The 15,827-nt window shown below is 61.6% G+C and carries 19 protein-coding genes; 16 read left to right on the plus strand and 3 right to left on the minus strand.

All coding sequences use genetic code 11. The annotated features are described in order from the left end of the window. Positions 1-66: 66 nt before the first annotated feature. A complete protein-coding gene (locus CIT25_RS29005; RefSeq protein WP_095488602.1) occupies positions 67-357 on the plus strand; it encodes a Dabb family protein in 291 nt (96 codons plus the stop codon). A gap of 32 nt (positions 358-389) precedes the next feature. On the opposite strand, the gene CIT25_RS38210 is transcribed toward CIT25_RS29005, so the two are convergent. Next, entirely contained in the window at positions 390-512 is a 123-nt protein-coding gene (locus CIT25_RS38210; protein WP_280953395.1) for a hypothetical protein, read from the minus strand. 142 nt (positions 513-654) lie between these two features. Between CIT25_RS38210 and CIT25_RS29010 the strand changes: the two genes are divergently transcribed. From CIT25_RS29010 to CIT25_RS29085, 15 genes are all read left to right on the plus strand, one after another. Further along, on the plus strand, positions 655-1,545 hold the full coding sequence (locus CIT25_RS29010; protein ID WP_095488603.1) for a VOC family protein: 891 nt from the start codon (positions 655-657) through the stop codon (positions 1,543-1,545). Then, positions 1,542-2,372 (plus strand): 3-deoxy-8-phosphooctulonate synthase, encoded by an 831-nt coding sequence (gene kdsA, locus CIT25_RS29015; RefSeq protein WP_095488604.1) that lies wholly within the window; start codon positions 1,542-1,544, stop codon positions 2,370-2,372. The genes CIT25_RS29010 and kdsA overlap by 4 nt, the downstream gene beginning before the upstream one ends. A 71-nt stretch (positions 2,373-2,443) precedes the next feature. Then, complete coding sequence (locus CIT25_RS29020) at positions 2,444-2,647, plus strand: dodecin family protein (RefSeq protein WP_095488666.1); 204 nt, start codon at positions 2,444-2,446, stop codon at positions 2,645-2,647. Between the two features lie 82 nt (positions 2,648-2,729). Continuing rightward, entirely contained in the window at positions 2,730-3,095 is a 366-nt protein-coding gene (locus CIT25_RS29025) for a PRC-barrel domain-containing protein (RefSeq protein ID WP_095488605.1), read from the plus strand. Between the two features lie 389 nt (positions 3,096-3,484). After that, the gene (gene eno, locus CIT25_RS29035) at positions 3,485-4,759 is read left to right on the plus strand and encodes a phosphopyruvate hydratase (protein ID WP_095488607.1); all 1,275 of its coding nucleotides are present in this window, start codon (positions 3,485-3,487) and stop codon (positions 4,757-4,759) included. Between the two features lie 187 nt (positions 4,760-4,946). Further along, positions 4,947-5,270, plus strand: a complete 324-nt coding sequence (locus CIT25_RS29040) for an FtsB family cell division protein (protein WP_095488608.1) — start codon at positions 4,947-4,949, stop codon at positions 5,268-5,270. A gap of 171 nt (positions 5,271-5,441) precedes the next feature. Beyond that, on the plus strand, positions 5,442-6,488 hold the full coding sequence (gene pdhA, locus CIT25_RS29045) for a pyruvate dehydrogenase (acetyl-transferring) E1 component subunit alpha (protein ID WP_095488609.1): 1,047 nt from the start codon (positions 5,442-5,444) through the stop codon (positions 6,486-6,488). 15 nt (positions 6,489-6,503) lie between these two features. Further along, complete coding sequence (locus CIT25_RS29050) at positions 6,504-7,892, plus strand: pyruvate dehydrogenase complex E1 component subunit beta (RefSeq protein WP_095488610.1); 1,389 nt, start codon at positions 6,504-6,506, stop codon at positions 7,890-7,892. Between the two features lie 18 nt (positions 7,893-7,910). Further along, positions 7,911-9,284: a pyruvate dehydrogenase complex dihydrolipoamide acetyltransferase gene (locus tag CIT25_RS29055; protein ID WP_095488611.1), complete on the plus strand. Its 1,374-nt coding sequence runs from the start codon at positions 7,911-7,913 to the stop codon at positions 9,282-9,284. Positions 9,285-9,298: 14 nt separating this feature from the next. Beyond that, on the plus strand, positions 9,299-9,724 hold the full coding sequence (locus CIT25_RS29060) for a hypothetical protein (RefSeq protein WP_095488612.1): 426 nt from the start codon (positions 9,299-9,301) through the stop codon (positions 9,722-9,724). Next, positions 9,721-10,359 carry an SGNH/GDSL hydrolase family protein gene (locus tag CIT25_RS29065; protein ID WP_095488613.1) on the plus strand — a complete coding sequence of 213 codons (639 nt, stop codon included), beginning with the start codon at positions 9,721-9,723 and terminating at the stop codon, positions 10,357-10,359. Before CIT25_RS29060 ends, CIT25_RS29065 begins: the two co-directional genes overlap by 4 nt. A 222-nt stretch (positions 10,360-10,581) precedes the next feature. After that, positions 10,582-12,027: a dihydrolipoyl dehydrogenase gene (gene lpdA / locus CIT25_RS29070; RefSeq protein ID WP_095488614.1), complete on the plus strand. Its 1,446-nt coding sequence runs from the start codon at positions 10,582-10,584 to the stop codon at positions 12,025-12,027. 96 nt (positions 12,028-12,123) lie between these two features. Next, positions 12,124-12,381, plus strand: a complete 258-nt coding sequence (locus CIT25_RS29075; RefSeq protein WP_095488615.1) for a GlsB/YeaQ/YmgE family stress response membrane protein — start codon at positions 12,124-12,126, stop codon at positions 12,379-12,381. A gap of 133 nt (positions 12,382-12,514) precedes the next feature. Then, positions 12,515-13,480: a lipoyl synthase gene (gene lipA / locus CIT25_RS29080; RefSeq protein WP_095488616.1), complete on the plus strand. Its 966-nt coding sequence runs from the start codon at positions 12,515-12,517 to the stop codon at positions 13,478-13,480. Positions 13,481-13,492: 12 nt separating this feature from the next. After that, positions 13,493-13,951, plus strand: coding sequence for a type II toxin-antitoxin system RatA family toxin (locus tag CIT25_RS29085; protein WP_095488617.1), 459 nt, complete (start codon positions 13,493-13,495; stop codon positions 13,949-13,951). Here the strand turns inward: CIT25_RS29085 and CIT25_RS29090 are convergent. Together CIT25_RS29090 and CIT25_RS29095 are read right to left on the minus strand one after the other, a co-directional pair. Beyond that, positions 13,927-14,436, minus strand: coding sequence for a CinA family protein (locus CIT25_RS29090; RefSeq protein WP_095488618.1), 510 nt, complete (start codon positions 14,434-14,436; stop codon positions 13,927-13,929). The genes CIT25_RS29085 and CIT25_RS29090 overlap by 25 nt on opposite strands. After that, positions 14,433-15,662 carry a bifunctional 2-C-methyl-D-erythritol 4-phosphate cytidylyltransferase/2-C-methyl-D-erythritol 2,4-cyclodiphosphate synthase gene (locus CIT25_RS29095; protein ID WP_095488619.1) on the minus strand — a complete coding sequence of 410 codons (1,230 nt, stop codon included), beginning with the start codon at positions 15,660-15,662 and terminating at the stop codon, positions 14,433-14,435. The genes CIT25_RS29090 and CIT25_RS29095 overlap by 4 nt, the downstream gene beginning before the upstream one ends. Between the last annotated feature and the right edge of the window lie 165 nt (positions 15,663-15,827).

Here is a 15,827-nt window from a genome sequence, read left to right on the forward strand (position 1 = left end):
GTTGCCGGTTGACGCGACCGTTTTGCCCACACAAAACACGCTTGCACATCGATCGAGGAGGCTGGGTTGATCCGGCATATCGTTTTCTTCAGCGCGCGGCACAAAGAGGATGTCGAGGCCGTACGCACGGGCTTGCTGGCGCTGGGCAATATCCCACATTCCCGTCTTTTCGAGGTAACGCTCAACACCAAGGTCGACCCGCTTTCGGACGAGATCGACGTGGTCGTTTATGCTGAATTCGAGGATGAGGCCGCTCTGGCCGCCTACAAGGCGCATCCGCTCTATGGCGAGACGACCAGCCAGGTCAAACCGCTGCGTGAACTGCGATATTCGGCGGATGTTGTGGCGGCGTCCTGAAAAGAAATCGACCGAAGAGCAACGTGCTTCGCTTACTCCGTCTGAGCGGTCGGTTCGGTCAGATCTGCCCCAGGCTGCTTCGGCGCGCTCCAGACCAGTATGGCAATAACAGCCATCGCGACGACCGCTGCCGCTATGAACAGCATCTTTCTCATTTGGATCACGTAGGTTGATTTCCGGCAACGGCAAGTGTTCCGGAGGTTCGCGTATCGACGCCGCGAGATCGGCCACCTGGGTCCTTGCGGCGTCAGACGAGGCTCTTGAACCAACTTCCGGAATGATGCACACCGCGCCGGCATGACCGAAACGATGCCAGCAGGCCCTCATTCGCTCGACCATCTTGTGCTGCCGACCGCGAGCCTCGACGTAGCGCGGGCGCGGCTGGTTTCGCTTGGATTTGTCGTGGCGCCGACCGGCATCCATCCTTTCGGAACGGAAAACTGCTGCGTCTTCCTTGAAGACAGCACCTATCTCGAGCCGCTGGCGGTGGGGAACGCGCAAGCTGCGGCGAAAGCGATCGCGGACGGCAACGTCTTCGTCGCGCGCGATCGTGCCTATCGCGACGAGCGCGGCAATGAGGGATTTTCCGCCCTTGTCCTGGGCACCGAAAATGCGAACGCAGATCATATGCGCTATGTCGAAGCCGGCCTGTCGGCCGGAGACATGCTGAGCTTTTCGCGCGTCTTCGCTGACACAGCGGGAAAGAGCGACACGGCATCGTTCAAACTGGCCTTCGCCTCCGGTGCCGGGGCGAAGGACGCATTCCTGTTCGCCTGCGAGCGGATCAATGCGCCGAAAGTGGATCGCACCGCGTTGCAGATCCACCCCAATGGCGCAACCGGCATCATCGAAGTCGTGGCGGTCAGCGAGAAGCCATCCGAACAGCACCGATTGATCTCGATCGCGGCGCGCAGTCCCACGGCCGGGCAGGGGAGCACCGCGTTTGGCCTGCCGAACGCGACCTTGACCCTGCTTGACCCCGTCGCTTTCGAAGCGCGCTTCGGCATACCTGCCGGCGCGCCATCGGAACTCCGCTTCGCGGGGGTAGTCTTTTCAGTTCGCCACGCAGACACGGTCGCAAAGCTGCTTGCAGCCAGTTCCGTCGAACACGACATGCGCGGCAATGATATTGTCGTGCGGCCGGCACCCGGGCAGGGTGCGGCCTTCATCTTCCGGGAGATCGCATGAGCAAGCCCAATTCGTCCGTAACCGTCGGCAATGTCGTCTTCGGCAACACCGCGCCGCTGTCGCTGATTGCCGGCCCGTGCCAGCTTGAATCACGCCAGCACGCCTTCGACATGGCTGGCGCGCTGAAGGAACTGACTGAGAAGCTGGGGCTGGGTCTCGTCTACAAGACTAGCTATGACAAGGCCAACCGCACCTCGCTTGGCGGAACGCGCGGCGCCGGGCTCGATGCGGCGCTGCCGGTCTTCGACGATTTGCGCAAGGCGTTTTCGCTGCCGATCCTGACCGATATCCACACCGAGGAACAGTGCGCGGTCGTGGCGCCGCATGTCGACATCCTGCAGATTCCGGCTTTCCTCAGCCGCCAGACCGACCTGCTGATCGCGGCGGCAAGAACCGGCAAGGTCGTCAATGTGAAGAAGGGCCAGTTCCTCGCGCCGTGGGACATGAAGAACGTCGTCGCCAAGATCACCGGTTCCGGCAACGCCAACGTGCTGGTCACCGAGCGCGGCGCATCCTTCGGCTACAACACGCTGGTGTCCGATATGCGCGCCCTGCCGATCATGGCCGAGATCGGCGCGCCGGTGATTTTCGACGCCACGCATTCCGTGCAGCAGCCGGGCGGGCAGGGCGGCTCCACGGGCGGCGATCGGCGCTTCGTCGAGACGCTGGCGCGCGCTGCGGTTGCGGTCGGTGTCGCCGGCGTTTTCATCGAGACCCATCAGGATCCCGACAACGCACCCTCCGATGGCCCCAATATGGTGCCGCTGAAGGATCTTCGGGCGCTGCTTGAAAGACTGATGGCGTTTGACCGCGTCGCCAAGGGTTGAACCTGAGCTTGTGGGCGGCAAGCGCCGGTTGTACGTTCCACCGGCAACTAAGTACCTTGGAGGAGGAAGCCATGCCCGTCGCCCGTGTCACCGAAATCACGTCATCCTCGAAGAAGAGCTTTCAGGACGCTATCGAACTGGGAATTGCGCGCGCTGCAAAGACTTTGAAGAACGTCGAAGGCGCCTGGATCCAGGACCAGAAGGTCGTCGTCGAGGACGGTAAGATCTCCGCCTACCGCGTCAACATGAAGGTCACCTTCATCTTGGCTGAGTGACCGACTAGCGTCGAAAAGTCTGGAACCTTCATTCGCGCCCCTCATTGTCAAGCATAGCGTCAACGACAACGAGGAGTACACAATGACAACCCAGACAGGACACACAGAAGCCATCGCTGCCTCGCGGGTCATCGGCACATCAGTCTACAACACGGAAGGCACGCATATCGGAGACATCGAGGATGTCATGCTCGACAAGTTGTCGAATGGAATCATGTTTGCCGTGATCGGCTTTGGCGGATTTCTCGGCATCGGCGAGAAGTATCACGCCATTCCGTGGGCGACCCTCGACTATGACGAGAACAAGGGCGGCTACGTCGTGCCGTTCACCAAGGAGCAACTGAAGGCTGCTCCCGCCTATTCGATCAACGAACTGACGGGCGCCGACGGCGAGGCCGCGCGTGATGCTTCATACAGCTACTACAAGGTCGAGCCTTATTGGCACTGACCTTGATCTGCCGGAATCAAAAGGCCCTCGGTTGAACCGAGGGCCTCTTCTGCAGGATATCTACTCCGCCGCTTGAAGGGTCGACAACTCTACCGCGCCTTGTTGAGGCTGCTGAGTGTCACACGACGTCAGAAACGCCGCCGCGATCAGGAACAAACTCACAATGCCGCTCAACTGAGACATGGCGAAACTCCTCCTGTTTCGCCCCGCGCAAGTGCGAGCATAACCAGAAAGTCGCATGCCGCCAAGACTTATGATGACAGCAATTTTTGCTTCGTGAACCGGCATGGCGGAGGTGGCGGCAATATTTGCGGACACCCCGATTGCGTTTTGCAGCACTTTGGCTAAGACGTGCGCGACGCTTTGTCAGATCAAATCGGGGACATCGTATGACCGCCATCATCGACATTGTCGGGCGTGAAATCCTGGACAGCCGCGGAAACCCGACCGTCGAGGTCGACGTCGTGCTCGAAGACGGCTCGATGGGCCGCGCTGCGGTGCCCTCCGGCGCATCGACCGGCGCGCATGAGGCGGTCGAGCTGCGCGACGGCGGCGCCCGCTATCTCGGCAAGGGCGTCCTGCGGGCGGTAGAGGCCGTCAATGGCGAGCTGTTCGAGGCGATTGGCGGCATGGAAGCCGAGAACCAGATCCACATCGACCAGACCATGATCGAGCTCGACGGCACGCCCAACAAGAGCCGGCTCGGCGCCAACGCCATCCTCGGCGTGTCGCTGGCAGTGGCGAAGGCTGCGGCGGAAGCGGCTGGCCTGCCGCTCTACCGCTATGTCGGCGGCACCAAGGCGCATGTGCTTCCGGTGCCGATGATGAACATCATCAACGGCGGCGCCCACGCCGACAACCCGATCGACTTCCAGGAATTCATGATCCTGCCGATCGGTGCGCCGACACTGCGTGACGGCGTGCGCTGGGGCTCGGAAATCTTCCACACGTTGAGGAAGCGGCTGAAGGACGCCGGCCACAACACCAATGTCGGCGACGAGGGCGGCTTCGCTCCTAACCTGAAAAGCGCGCCCGCTGCGCTCGATTTCATCATGGAATCGATCGAGCAGGCTGGCTTCAAGCCGGGCGAAGAGGTTGCGCTCGGTCTCGATTGCGCCGCCACCGAATTCTTCAAGGACGGCAATTACGTCTATGAAGGCGAGAAGAAGACCCGCGATCCGAAGACCCAGGCCAAATATCTGGCCAAGCTCGCCGCCGACTATCCGATCATCACCATCGAGGACGGGCTGGCCGAGGACGACTGGGACGGCTGGAAAACGCTGACCGACCTCATCGGCAAGAAGACCCAGCTGGTCGGCGACGATCTGTTCGTCACCAACACGGCGCGGCTACGCGACGGCATCCGCATGGGCGTCGCCAATTCGATCCTGGTCAAGGTCAACCAGATCGGCTCACTGACCGAGACGCTCGACGCCGTCGAAACCGCGCACAAGGCCGGCTACACCGCAGTCATGTCGCATCGCTCGGGCGAAACTGAAGATTCGACCATCGCCGATCTCGCCGTTGCCACCAATTGCGGGCAGATCAAGACAGGTTCGCTGTCGCGCTCGGATCGCATGGCCAAGTACAACCAGCTGATCCGCATCGAGGAAGAACTCGGCAAGCAGGCGCTCTATGCCGGCAAGTCGATCGTCAAAGGCTGAGCCAGCCGAAAATATCCGGAATGAAAGGGCGGGGCATTCTCCGCCCTTTTTGCTTTACACCGCCAAATCCGGCCGTCCGTAACCGTCCATTAAGCACAATTGGGCGAGAAAGGAGGCTAGGTCGCAGAGTGTTAGAGCGTCCTTTGCTCGTCCAAGAGGACGCGCGGCGCTTTATGGGATTTGGATCATGTGGACACGTCAGCACAAGCAGAGAAATACCGGGCGGCTGATCATTCCCTCGCTCTGCGTGGTGTTCCTGGCCTATTTCGGATTCCACGCCTATCACGGCGAATTCGGCATCTATTCCAAATACCGGTTGGAGGCCGAAACCGTCGACCTGCAAGGTAAGCTCGATGCCGTCAAGGCGCGCCGGCTCGACCTGCAGCGGCGCGTTCAGCTCATGCATCAGGGCACGCTGGAGAAGGACATGCTTGACGAGCAGGCGCGCAAGGCGCTCAATATGTCCCACGCCGACGAAATCACCATCATGTTACCGGCTACGGCAAGATAACCATATTTCAGTTAATCGGCAATATTTTCAATGATTTTAATCGCTTAGACGCATGTCAGCCATGCATTTTCGGCATGGCGAAACGCCTTCTCGCGTGTTAGCCTCCCCAAAATCGGTGGGGAGAGCTGATCTCCCTCAGTGTCCGCAAGAGACGCCAACAGGGAGTGATGCATGGCCACCGCCGCCAGAAAAGCGCCTGCCAAATCCAAATCCAGATCCGACGGCAAATCGGCGGGGCTTTCAGCCCCCAAGCCTGTCGACTTCACCAAGCAAGAGGAGCTTGACGCCTACCGGCGCATGCTGCTTATCCGCCGCTTCGAGGAAAAGGCCGGCCAGCTCTACGGCATGGGTTTCATCGGCGGCTTCTGCCATCTCTATATCGGCCAGGAAGCAGTCGTTACCGGCATGAAGATGGCGCTGGTCGATGGCGACCAGATGATCACCGCCTACCGCGATCACGGCCACATGCTGGCGATGGAACTGTCGCCGCGCGGCGTCATGGCCGAATTGACCGGGCGCCGCGGCGGCTTGTCCCGGGGCAAGGGCGGCTCCATGCACATGTTCTCCAAGGAGAAGCATTTTTACGGCGGCCACGGCATTGTCGGCGCGCAGGTTTCGCTCGGCACCGGCCTCGCCTTCGCCAACCGCTATCGCGGCAACAACAATGTGACGCTGACCTATTTCGGCGACGGCGCCGCCAATCAGGGCCAGGTCTATGAAAGCTTCAACATGGCCTCGCTGTGGAAGCTGCCGGTGATCTACATCATCGAGAACAACCGCTACGCAATGGGCACTTCGGTATCGCGTTCATCGGCCGAGACGGATTTTTCGCACCGCGGCGCCTCCTTCAAGATCCCCGGCATCCAGGTCGATGGCATGGACGTCCGCGCGGTCAAGGCAGCCGGCGATCTCGCCACCGAATGGTGCCGCGCCGGCAAGGGGCCGCTGATCCTCGAAATGCAGACCTACCGCTACCGCGGTCACTCGATGTCCGATCCGGCAAAGTACCGCTCCAAGGAAGAAGTGCAGAAGATGCGCTCCGAGCGTGACCCGATCGAGCAGGTCAAGGCGCGCCTGATCGAAAAGAAGTGGGCCGATGAGGACGAGCTCAAGGCCGTCGACAAGGAGGTTCGCGATATCGTCGCCGACGCCGCTGAATTTGCCCAGAATGACGCAGAGCCGGATCCGTCCGAGCTCTGGACCGACATCGTACTGTAACGAGAGGGCAAGGACATGCCGATCGAAATTCTCATGCCCGCTCTCTCGCCGACCATGGAAGAGGGCAATGTTTCCAAATGGTTGAAGAACGAGGGCGACAAGGTCGTCGCCGGTGACGTCATCGCCGAGATCGAGACCGACAAGGCGACGATGGAAATCGAGGCCGTCGACGAAGGCACGCTTGCCAAGATCGTGGTTCCTGCCGGCACCGAAGGTGTCAAGGTCAACGCGCTGATCGCTGTGCTCGCCATTGATGGCGAAGACATCGACAAGGCCGGCGAAGGCGTCGGCGAAGAAGAACCTGCCAAGGCTGAAACAGCAGCGCCACCACCTGCTGCGGCCAAGAGCGAGGCGGCAGCACCTGTCGCCGCCGCGCCGAGAACCGAAATTGCCGCCGATCCGGACATCCCGGCCGGCACGGAAATGGTCTCGACCACTGTGCGCGAGGCGTTGCGTGACGCGATGGCCGAGGAGATGCGCCGCGATGGCGACGTCTTCGTCATGGGCGAGGAGGTCGCCGAGTACCAGGGCGCGTACAAGATCACGCAAGGGTTGCTGCAGGAATTCGGGCCGCGTCGCGTCGTCGACACGCCGATCACCGAGCATGGTTTCGCCGGCGTTGGCGTTGGGGCCGCGATGGCTGGCCTGAAACCGATCGTCGAGTTCATGACCTTCAACTTCGCCATGCAGGCGATCGACCAGATCATCAACTCCGCCGCCAAGACGCTCTATATGTCCGGCGGCCAGATGGGCGCGCCCATCGTCTTCCGCGGGCCGAACGGCGCGGCTGCCCGCGTCGCCGCCCAGCATTCGCAGTGCTATGCCGCCTGGTACAGCCACATTCCCGGTCTGAAGGTGGTGATGCCCTACACCGCCGCCGACGCCAAGGGGTTGCTGAAGGCCGCGATCCGCGACCCGAACCCGATCATCTTCCTCGAAAACGAAATCCTCTATGGCCACTCCTTCGACGTGCCGAAGATGGACGATTTCGTGTTGCCGATCGGCAAGGCGCGCATCCATAAATCAGGCAAGGACGTCACCATCGTCTCCTTCGGCATTGGCATGACCTATGCGATCAAGGCCGAGGCCGAATTGCGCGGCATGGGCATCGATGCCGAGATCATCGACCTCAGGACCATCCGTCCGCTAGATTTCGACACCATTATCGCTTCGGTCAAGAAGACCAACCGTCTGGTGGTGGTGGAGGAAGGATTTCCGCAGAACTCGGTCGGCGACCACATCGCCAACCAGGTGTCGCAGCGCGCCTTCGATTTCCTCGACGCGCCTGTCATCACCATTGCCGGCAAGGACGTGCCAATGCCTTATGCGGCCAACCTCGAAAAGCTGGCGCTGCCCAATGTCGGCGAGGTCGTCGAGGCGGTCAAAGCCGTCACATATCGCTGAGCAGGGCGGGAGGACAAAATGCCGATCAACATCACCATGCCGGCCCTCTCGCCCACGATGGAAGAGGGCAATCTGTCCAAATGGCTCGTCAAGGAGGGCGACAAGGTTTCGCCGGGCGACGTGATCGCCGAGATCGAGACCGACAAGGCGACGATGGAAGTCGAGGCCGTCGATGAAGGCACGGTCGCCAAGCTGGTCGTTCCGGCCGGCACCGAAGGCGTCAAGGTCAACGCGCTGATCGCCGTGCTCGCCGCCGAAGGCGAGGATGCGGCGGCCGCCGCGAAGAGCGGTGATGGCGCTGCGCCGACAAAGGCCGAGGCTCCGAAAGCGGATGCCCCTAAAGCTGAAACACCAAAGCCCGAAGCGCCGAAGCCGGAACCTGCCGCTGCACCTGCGCCCAAGGCGGAAGCGGCTCCGGTCGCCAATGGCCATGCAAGCGGTGAGCGCACCTTCGCCTCGCCACTGGCCCGTCGCATCGCCCGGGAAGCCGGCGTCGACGTCTCAGCGGTGACCGGTTCCGGCCCGCATGGCCGCGTGGTCAAGGCCGATGTCGATGCAGCTATTTCCAGCGGCAGCACCAAGGCGCCCGCTGCAAAAGCGGCGCCCACCGGCGCTCCGGCTCCAGTTGCCGCAGCCAAGCCAATGTCGGACGACCAGGTGCTGAAACTGTTCGCCGAAGGCTCTTACGAGCTTGTCCCGCACGACACCATGCGCAAGACCATCGCGCGCCGGCTGGTCGAGGCCACGACCACCATCCCGCATTTCTACCTGACGCTCGACTGCGAGCTTGACGCGCTTCTGGCGCTGCGCACGCAGATCAATGCGGCCGCCCCGGTGAGGAAGACCGACAAGGGGGAGGCGCCGGCCTACAAGCTGTCGGTCAACGACATGGTCATCAAAGCGATGGCGATGGCGCTGATGGCGGTGCCGGATGCCAATGCCTCATGGACCGAGAGCGCCATGGTCAAGCACAAGCATGCCGACGTCGGTGTCGCGGTCTCGATCCCCGGCGGCCTGATCACGCCGATCATCCGGCGTGCCGACGAAAAGACCCTGTCGGTCATTTCCAATGAGATGAAGGACCTTGCCAGCCGTGCCCGCAGCCGCAAGCTGAAGCCGGAAGAATATCAGGGCGGCACCACGGCAGTGTCTAATCTCGGCATGTTCGGCATCAAGGACTTTGCCGCTGTCATCAACCCGCCGCATGCGACGATCCTGGCGGTCGGCGCCGGCGAGGAGCGCGCGGTGGTCAGGAGCGGCGAGATCAAGATCGCCACCATCATGTCGGTGACGCTGTCGACAGATCACCGCGCCGTCGACGGTGCGCTCGGCGCCGAACTGCTCGTCGCCTTCAAGCGCATGATCGAAAACCCGATGGGCATGCTGGTCTAGAAAGGAAGAAGGCGGTGCGGAAATTCTTCACCAGCCTTTTTGCCTTCATCCTTTCCGGTTTGGCCGGCGGATTGGTGGCGCAGGGGCTCGCCGTCGCCACTGATGCCGACGTAGAGTACATCCTTGTGTTCATGATCTCGGCTCTCGTCACCATCCTCGTGACGGTCGCCCTCTTCATCGCGCAGTTTATGTCGAACCCGCAAAACGCGATAAACCTGACGTCGCTTATCGCGGTTGCGTTTTTTGTGCTCGTCGGGGTTGGCCTGATTACCTGGACTTTTTCCCAGCCACCCGGAAAGAGCCAGTGGTCGAGCGATCTTCCCATTGTCGCCGGCCTCGTCCTGCCGGGCCTCGCCACGGTGTTGGTCCAGTGGCTGTTCGTGGGCTGGCGGGTAAAGCGCGCACAAGCAGGATTTGGCAGGAGCGGGGCAAACGCATGAAAACAGTCCTTTGCTACGGCGACTCGCTGACCTGGGGCTATGATGCGGCAAGCCTGGATCGCCACCCGCTCGAGGACCGCTGGCCGAGCGTGCTGCAGGCGGCGTTGGGAGGCGGTATCGAAGTCATTGCCGAAGGCTTGAACGGCCGCACAACGGCCTTCGACGATCATCTGGCCGGCGCCGACCGTAACGGCGCTAGAGTGCTGCCGACGATCCTGATGACGCATGCGCCGATCGACCTGATCATCATCATGCTCGGCGCCAACGACATGAAGCCGTGGATCCACGGCAATCCGGTCGCCGCCAAGCAAGGCATCGAGCGCCTGATCGATATCGTGCGCGGGCACGACTACCCGTTCGACTGGCCGGCGCCGCAGATCCTGATCGTCGCGCCGCCCGCGGTCAGCCGTACGGAAAACGCCGAATTCAAGGAAATGTTCGCCGGCGGCGATGAAGCCTCGAAGCGGCTGGCACCACAATATTCCGCCCTTGCCGACGAGGCCGGCTGCGGCTTCTTCGATGCCGGAACGGTGGCGACGACTACGCCGCTCGACGGCGTGCATCTCGATGCCGAAAACACGCGAAACATCGGCAAGGCGCTGGCACCGCTGGTGCGCGTGATGTTAGCGACATGATAGTCAATGCATTTCTGATCATTGGCATTTGGTTGGCTGTGCATTGGCAGGGCCGCCGAAGTCGGCTTCTCGCAGGTTACGCATTTCTGGGGCTCTGGGTTTCCGACGCCCTTTTGATACTGATGCATGAGCCAGCTTTCGCGCCTTTAATACTGAGGTACGAGCCAATTTCGATACCGAAGCCTTCTTTCGGCGAAGCCTCGCTTCAATAAGGACCACAAAATGGCTGAGAATTACGACGTCATCATCATCGGCTCCGGCCCCGGCGGCTACGTCACGGCGGTGCGTTCCGCCCAGCTCGGCTTCAAGACGGCGATCGTCGAGCGCGAGCATCTCGGCGGCATCTGCCTCAACTGGGGCTGCATCCCGACCAAGGCGCTGCTGCGTTCGGCCGAGATCATGCACTATTCGGATCATCTGAAAGATTATGGGTTGAAGATCGACGGCAAGGTCAGCGTCGACACCGCTGCCGTCGTCGACCGCTCGCGGAAGGTCTCGCTGCGGCTGAACGGTGGCGTCGCCTTCCTGATGAAGAAGAACAAGATCGACGTCATCTGGGGCGAAGCCAAGCTCTCCAAGCCCGGTGAGGTTGTTGTTTCGAAATCCTCCAAGAAGCCGATGGAGCCGCAGCCGCCGGCGCCCAAGGGCGTCAAGGGCGAGGGCACCTACACCGCCAAGCACATCATCCTGGCCACCGGCGCCAGGCCGCGCGCGCTGCCCGGCATCGAGCCTGACGGCAAACTGATCTGGACCTATTTCGAGGCGATGGTGCCGAAAGAGATGCCGAAATCGCTGCTGGTGATGGGTTCGGGCGCCATCGGCATCGAGTTCGCCTCGTTCTACCGCACCATGGGAGCTGAGGTGACGGTGGTCGAGCTGTTGCCGGCGGTGATGCCGGTCGAGGACGCAGAGGTCTCGAAATTCGCGCAGAAGCAGTTCGAGAAGCAAGGCATGAAGATCATTCTCGAAGCCAAGGTGACCAAGGTCGAGAAGGGCGCGAACTCGGTTACCGCGCATGTCGAGATGAAGGACGGCAAGGTCGAGAAGATCACCGCGGATCGGATGATCTCGGCCGTCGGCGTGCAGGGCAACATCGAGAATCTCGGCCTCGAAGCGCTCGGTGTGAAGACCGACCGCGGCTGCGTTGTCGTCGACGGCTACGGCAACACCAATGTGTCCGGCATCTATGCGATCGGCGATGTCGCCGGCCCCCCGATGCTCGCCCACAAGGCCGAACATGAAGGCGTGGTCTGCGTGGAAAAGATCGCCAATTTTCCAGGCGTGCACGCCACTGACAAGCTGAAGATTCCGGGCTGCACCTATTGCAACCCGCAGGTTGCCTCGGTCGGGTTGACCGAAGCGAAAGCGAAGGCCGAGGGCAAGGATATCCGTGTCGGCCGCTTTCAGTTCGCCGCCAACGGCAAGGCCATTGCGCTCGGCGAGGATCAGGGCTTCGTCAAGACCATCTTCGACAAGAAGACCGGGCAGTTGCTCGGTGCGCATATGGTCGGCGCAGAAGTGACCGAGCTGATCCAGGGTTTTGTCGTGGCGATGAACCTGGAAACCACGGAGGAAGAACTGATGCACACGATCTTCCCGCATCCGACCCTGTCGGAGATGATGAAGGAAAGCGTCCTCGACGCCTATGGCCGTGCGCTGAACGCATGATAAATTGGCCGCTTGAGACTCAACACGCGAGAGCCAAGGAACTCGACGGCAAGGTAATTCGTTTCCGGATGCATTCATCACCAGAGGAGAGGGCATATGGACGTGAACGGCGTGGGCTGGGTAGCAGCCATCATCATCGGCGGTTTGGCAGGCTGGCTTGCCGAGATGTTCATGAAGAGCAACACCGGCATCTTGATGAACATCATTCTTGGAATCGTCGGCGCGATCGTGCTGAATGCCATCCTGCAGGCGCTCAACATCGGCGCCTTCGGCGCCGGCTGGATCGCCTATCTGATCACCGGTTTCATTGGCGCCTGCCTGCTGATCTGGGTAGGACGCATGGTGCGCCGTTAGTTGCTGAACTCTTGTCATGCGAAAACGGCTGTGGCGGCATGCGCCGCCGCGGCCTTTTTCTTTGCAGCGAAAAGTCCTAGATGACGTCTAGAAGCGAACGCCGGAAGGCGATCGCCAACGAACCGGATTTCAGATGGTCACCGTCCTCGACACGATCGCCAATGCGCCGCGCCTGCGGCATCCTGAAAAGGCGCACAAGCCCGACCAGGATGTGCTGCGCAAGCCCGACTGGATCCGCGTCAAGGCGCCGATGTCGAAAGGCTATGCCGAGACGCGCGAGATCGTGAAGTCGCACAAGCTGGTGACGGTGTGCGAGGAGGCCGGTTGCCCCAATATCGGCGAGTGCTGGGAAAAGAAGCACGCCACCTTCATGATCATGGGCGAGATCTGCACGCGCGCCTGCGCCTTCTGCAACGTGGCTACCGGTATACCGACCGCGCTCGATCCCGATGAGCCGGCCCGCGTCGCACACGCCGTCAAGCAAATGGGCCTGACCCATGTCGTCATCACCTCCGTCGACCGCGACGATCTCGCCGATGGCGGAGCTCAGCACTTTGCTGAGGTCATCCGCGCCATCAGGGCGGCAACGCCTCTGACGACGATCGAAATCCTGACGCCCGACTTCCTGCGCAAGGAAGGCGCGCTGGAGGTCGTGGTGGCGGCGAAGCCCGACGTTTTCAACCACAATCTGGAGACCGTGCCGTCGAACTATCTGACGGTCCGGCCGGGCGCCCGCTATTTCCATTCGATCAGGCTGTTGCAGCGGGTCAAGGAGCTCGATCCGTCGATCTTCACCAAATCCGGCATCATGGTTGGCCTTGGCGAGGAGCGGAACGAGATCCTGCAGCTGATGGACGATCTGCGTTCGGCCAATGTCGACTTCATGACCATCGGCCAGTACCTGCAGCCGTCGAAGAAGCACCATCCGGTTATCCGCTTCGTCACGCCGGAGGAATTCAAGTCCTTCGAGACCATCGGCAAGACCAAGGGCTTCCTGCTGGTGGCGTCGAGCCCGCTGACTCGCTCGTCGCATCATGCCGGCGACGATTTCGCTAGGCTGCGCGCGGCGCGCGAAGCGTTTCTCAGAAAGTCCGCCTAACACACTGGTTTCATGCCGCAATTCGAAGCCCATCGTCGCGTTTCCCATACGCCGGAGCAGATGTTTGCTCTGGTTGCCGATGTCGAATCCTATCCACAATTCCTGCCGCTTTGCGAGGCGCTGACGATTCGCTCGCGCAAGGAACGCAACGGACGCACACTGCTCATCGCCGACATGAGCATCGGCTACAAGGCGATCCGCGAGACTTTCACGACGCAGGTGCTGCTAAAGCCTGACGAGAACGCCATCGACGTCAAATACATCGACGGTCCATTCAAATATCTGAGCAATGTCTGGCGCTTCGAGCCGGCCGACGGCGGCTGCAACGTCTGCTTCTTCATCGACTACGAATTCAAGAGCCGTATTCTGGGTGCGGTAATGGGAGCGATGTTCGATCGCGCCTTCCGCATGTTCTCCGAGGCGTTCGAGAAGCGCGCCGACGTCATCTATGGGCCAGCGCCAGCAGCCTGATCCGCAGCGAGTGCGCGCAAGCCCAGCTCAAGCGCATGCCTGACCGTCTGTTGGCGGATGAAATTGCGGCCTTTGTCGGCGAACAACTGACATTCGCTGACGACCGGCCGGCCAGTCAAGGCGACACCGAACCAGACCAGGCCTACGGGCTTTTCCGTCGAACCGCCGCCTGGACCGGCAATGCCGGTGACGGCAAGGGTTAGCCCGGCGCGCGAACGGGTCAGGGCGCCCTGCGCCATCTCGATCGCCGTTTCCCGCGAGACCGCGCCGTGCGCCTCAAGCGTGGCGGCGGAAACGCCGAGCATCTCCGTCTTGGCCTCGTTGGAATAGGTGATGAAACCCCGGTCGACCACCGTGGAAGAGCCGGCGATGTCGGTCAGAGCGGCGATGATCATGCCGCCGGTGCAGCTCTCGGCCGTCGCCAGCATGATGTCGCGCTGCTGGCAGGCTTGAAGCAGGGCATCTGCGAGGTCGTTGTTGCTCATTCGGGGACATCCCCTGGAAACACGACACTGGCGGTCGCGATGGCGGCTATCCCTTCCTCGCGGCCGACAAAGCCGAGCTTTTCGTTGGTTGTCGCCTTGATCGAGACACGGTTCCGGGAAATTCCCAGCATTGCCGAAAGGGTTTCTGTCATTGCTTCGCGATGCGGGCCGACCCGTGGCGCCTCGCAGATCAGCGTTATGTCGGCATTGGCGATGCGCCCGCCGCGCGCGCGCACCAGTCTCGCCGCATGTTCGACGAAGATCCGCGAGGCAGCGCCTTTCCACTGCGGATCCGATGGTGGGAAATGCGTGCCGATGTCACCGGCGCCGCAGGTGGCGAGCAGCGCGTCGGTCAAGGCGTGCAGGCCGACGTCGGCGTCCGAATGGCCGGACAGTTTCTTGTCGTGCGGGATGGAGACGCCGCACAGGATGACATGGTCACCGGGCTCGAACGCATGAACGTCGTAGCCATTGCCGGTGCGGATGTCTGGAAAGCGCGGCCGTTCGCCGGAAAGCCGCTGATCCGCCATCGAAATATCTCTTGCCCAGGTGAGTTTGACATTATCCGGCGAGCCCGGAACGATTTTCACCGGAATATGTGCCCACTCGGCGATCGCGGCATCGTCGGTGAAGTCCGCCTTGCCGAGATGATGGGCCTTTTCGTGGGCGGCCAGGATTGGCCAGAACGGAAAGCCTTGCGGCGTCTGGGCTGCATGAAGCCCGTTCCTGGAAACCGTCTCGCCGATCATGCCGGCGGCCGATTCACGTTTCAGCGTGTCGGCGACTGGTAGGGCAGGCAGCGCTGCCTGGCGTTCGCCGATGGCGGCGATCGTACGGTCTATCAATTCCGCGTCGACGAACGGGCGAACGGCATCATGGACCAGAACCTGGCCCGGCGCATGGCCTCTCAGCGCAAGCAGCCCGAGCCGAACGGAGTCTTGTCTGGACGCGCCACCCGTTACCGTGACGACCCGATCGGCGTTGGCTCCGGCGGCGCTGCGAAAAAGCGCGCTGTCGTCGGCATGGATGGCGACGACGACGGGACCGATTCTCGGATGCGCCAAAAACACGTCCAGTGTGCGCGCGATGACGGCACGGCCACCGATCCTTTGGTATTGCTTTGGCCCGTCGGCCTGACCCGCGCGCGCGCCGCGGCCGGCAGCGACAATAACGACTGCAACTTTGTTGTCCGCCGCCGAGGCTTGCTTTTCGCTTGCATCTGTCATGCCGAGACGCTTAGCGCATGATCCCGAAAAGTGGAATCGCTTTTCGGAAGAGATCATGCGCAGATGCAAAGTGCCCAAGGCGTCCTTCCCAAAGAAGCACGGCGCTTTGGGCGCGGTAGGGGCTGAAGGCCGGCATTTTTCCTAAATGCGCCTTAATGCGACGTC

Origin of the sequence: Mesorhizobium mediterraneum (genome assembly GCF_002284565.1) — a bacterium.
In the GTDB taxonomy this organism is placed as follows: Bacteria; Pseudomonadota; Alphaproteobacteria; order Rhizobiales; family Rhizobiaceae; genus Mesorhizobium; species Mesorhizobium mediterraneum.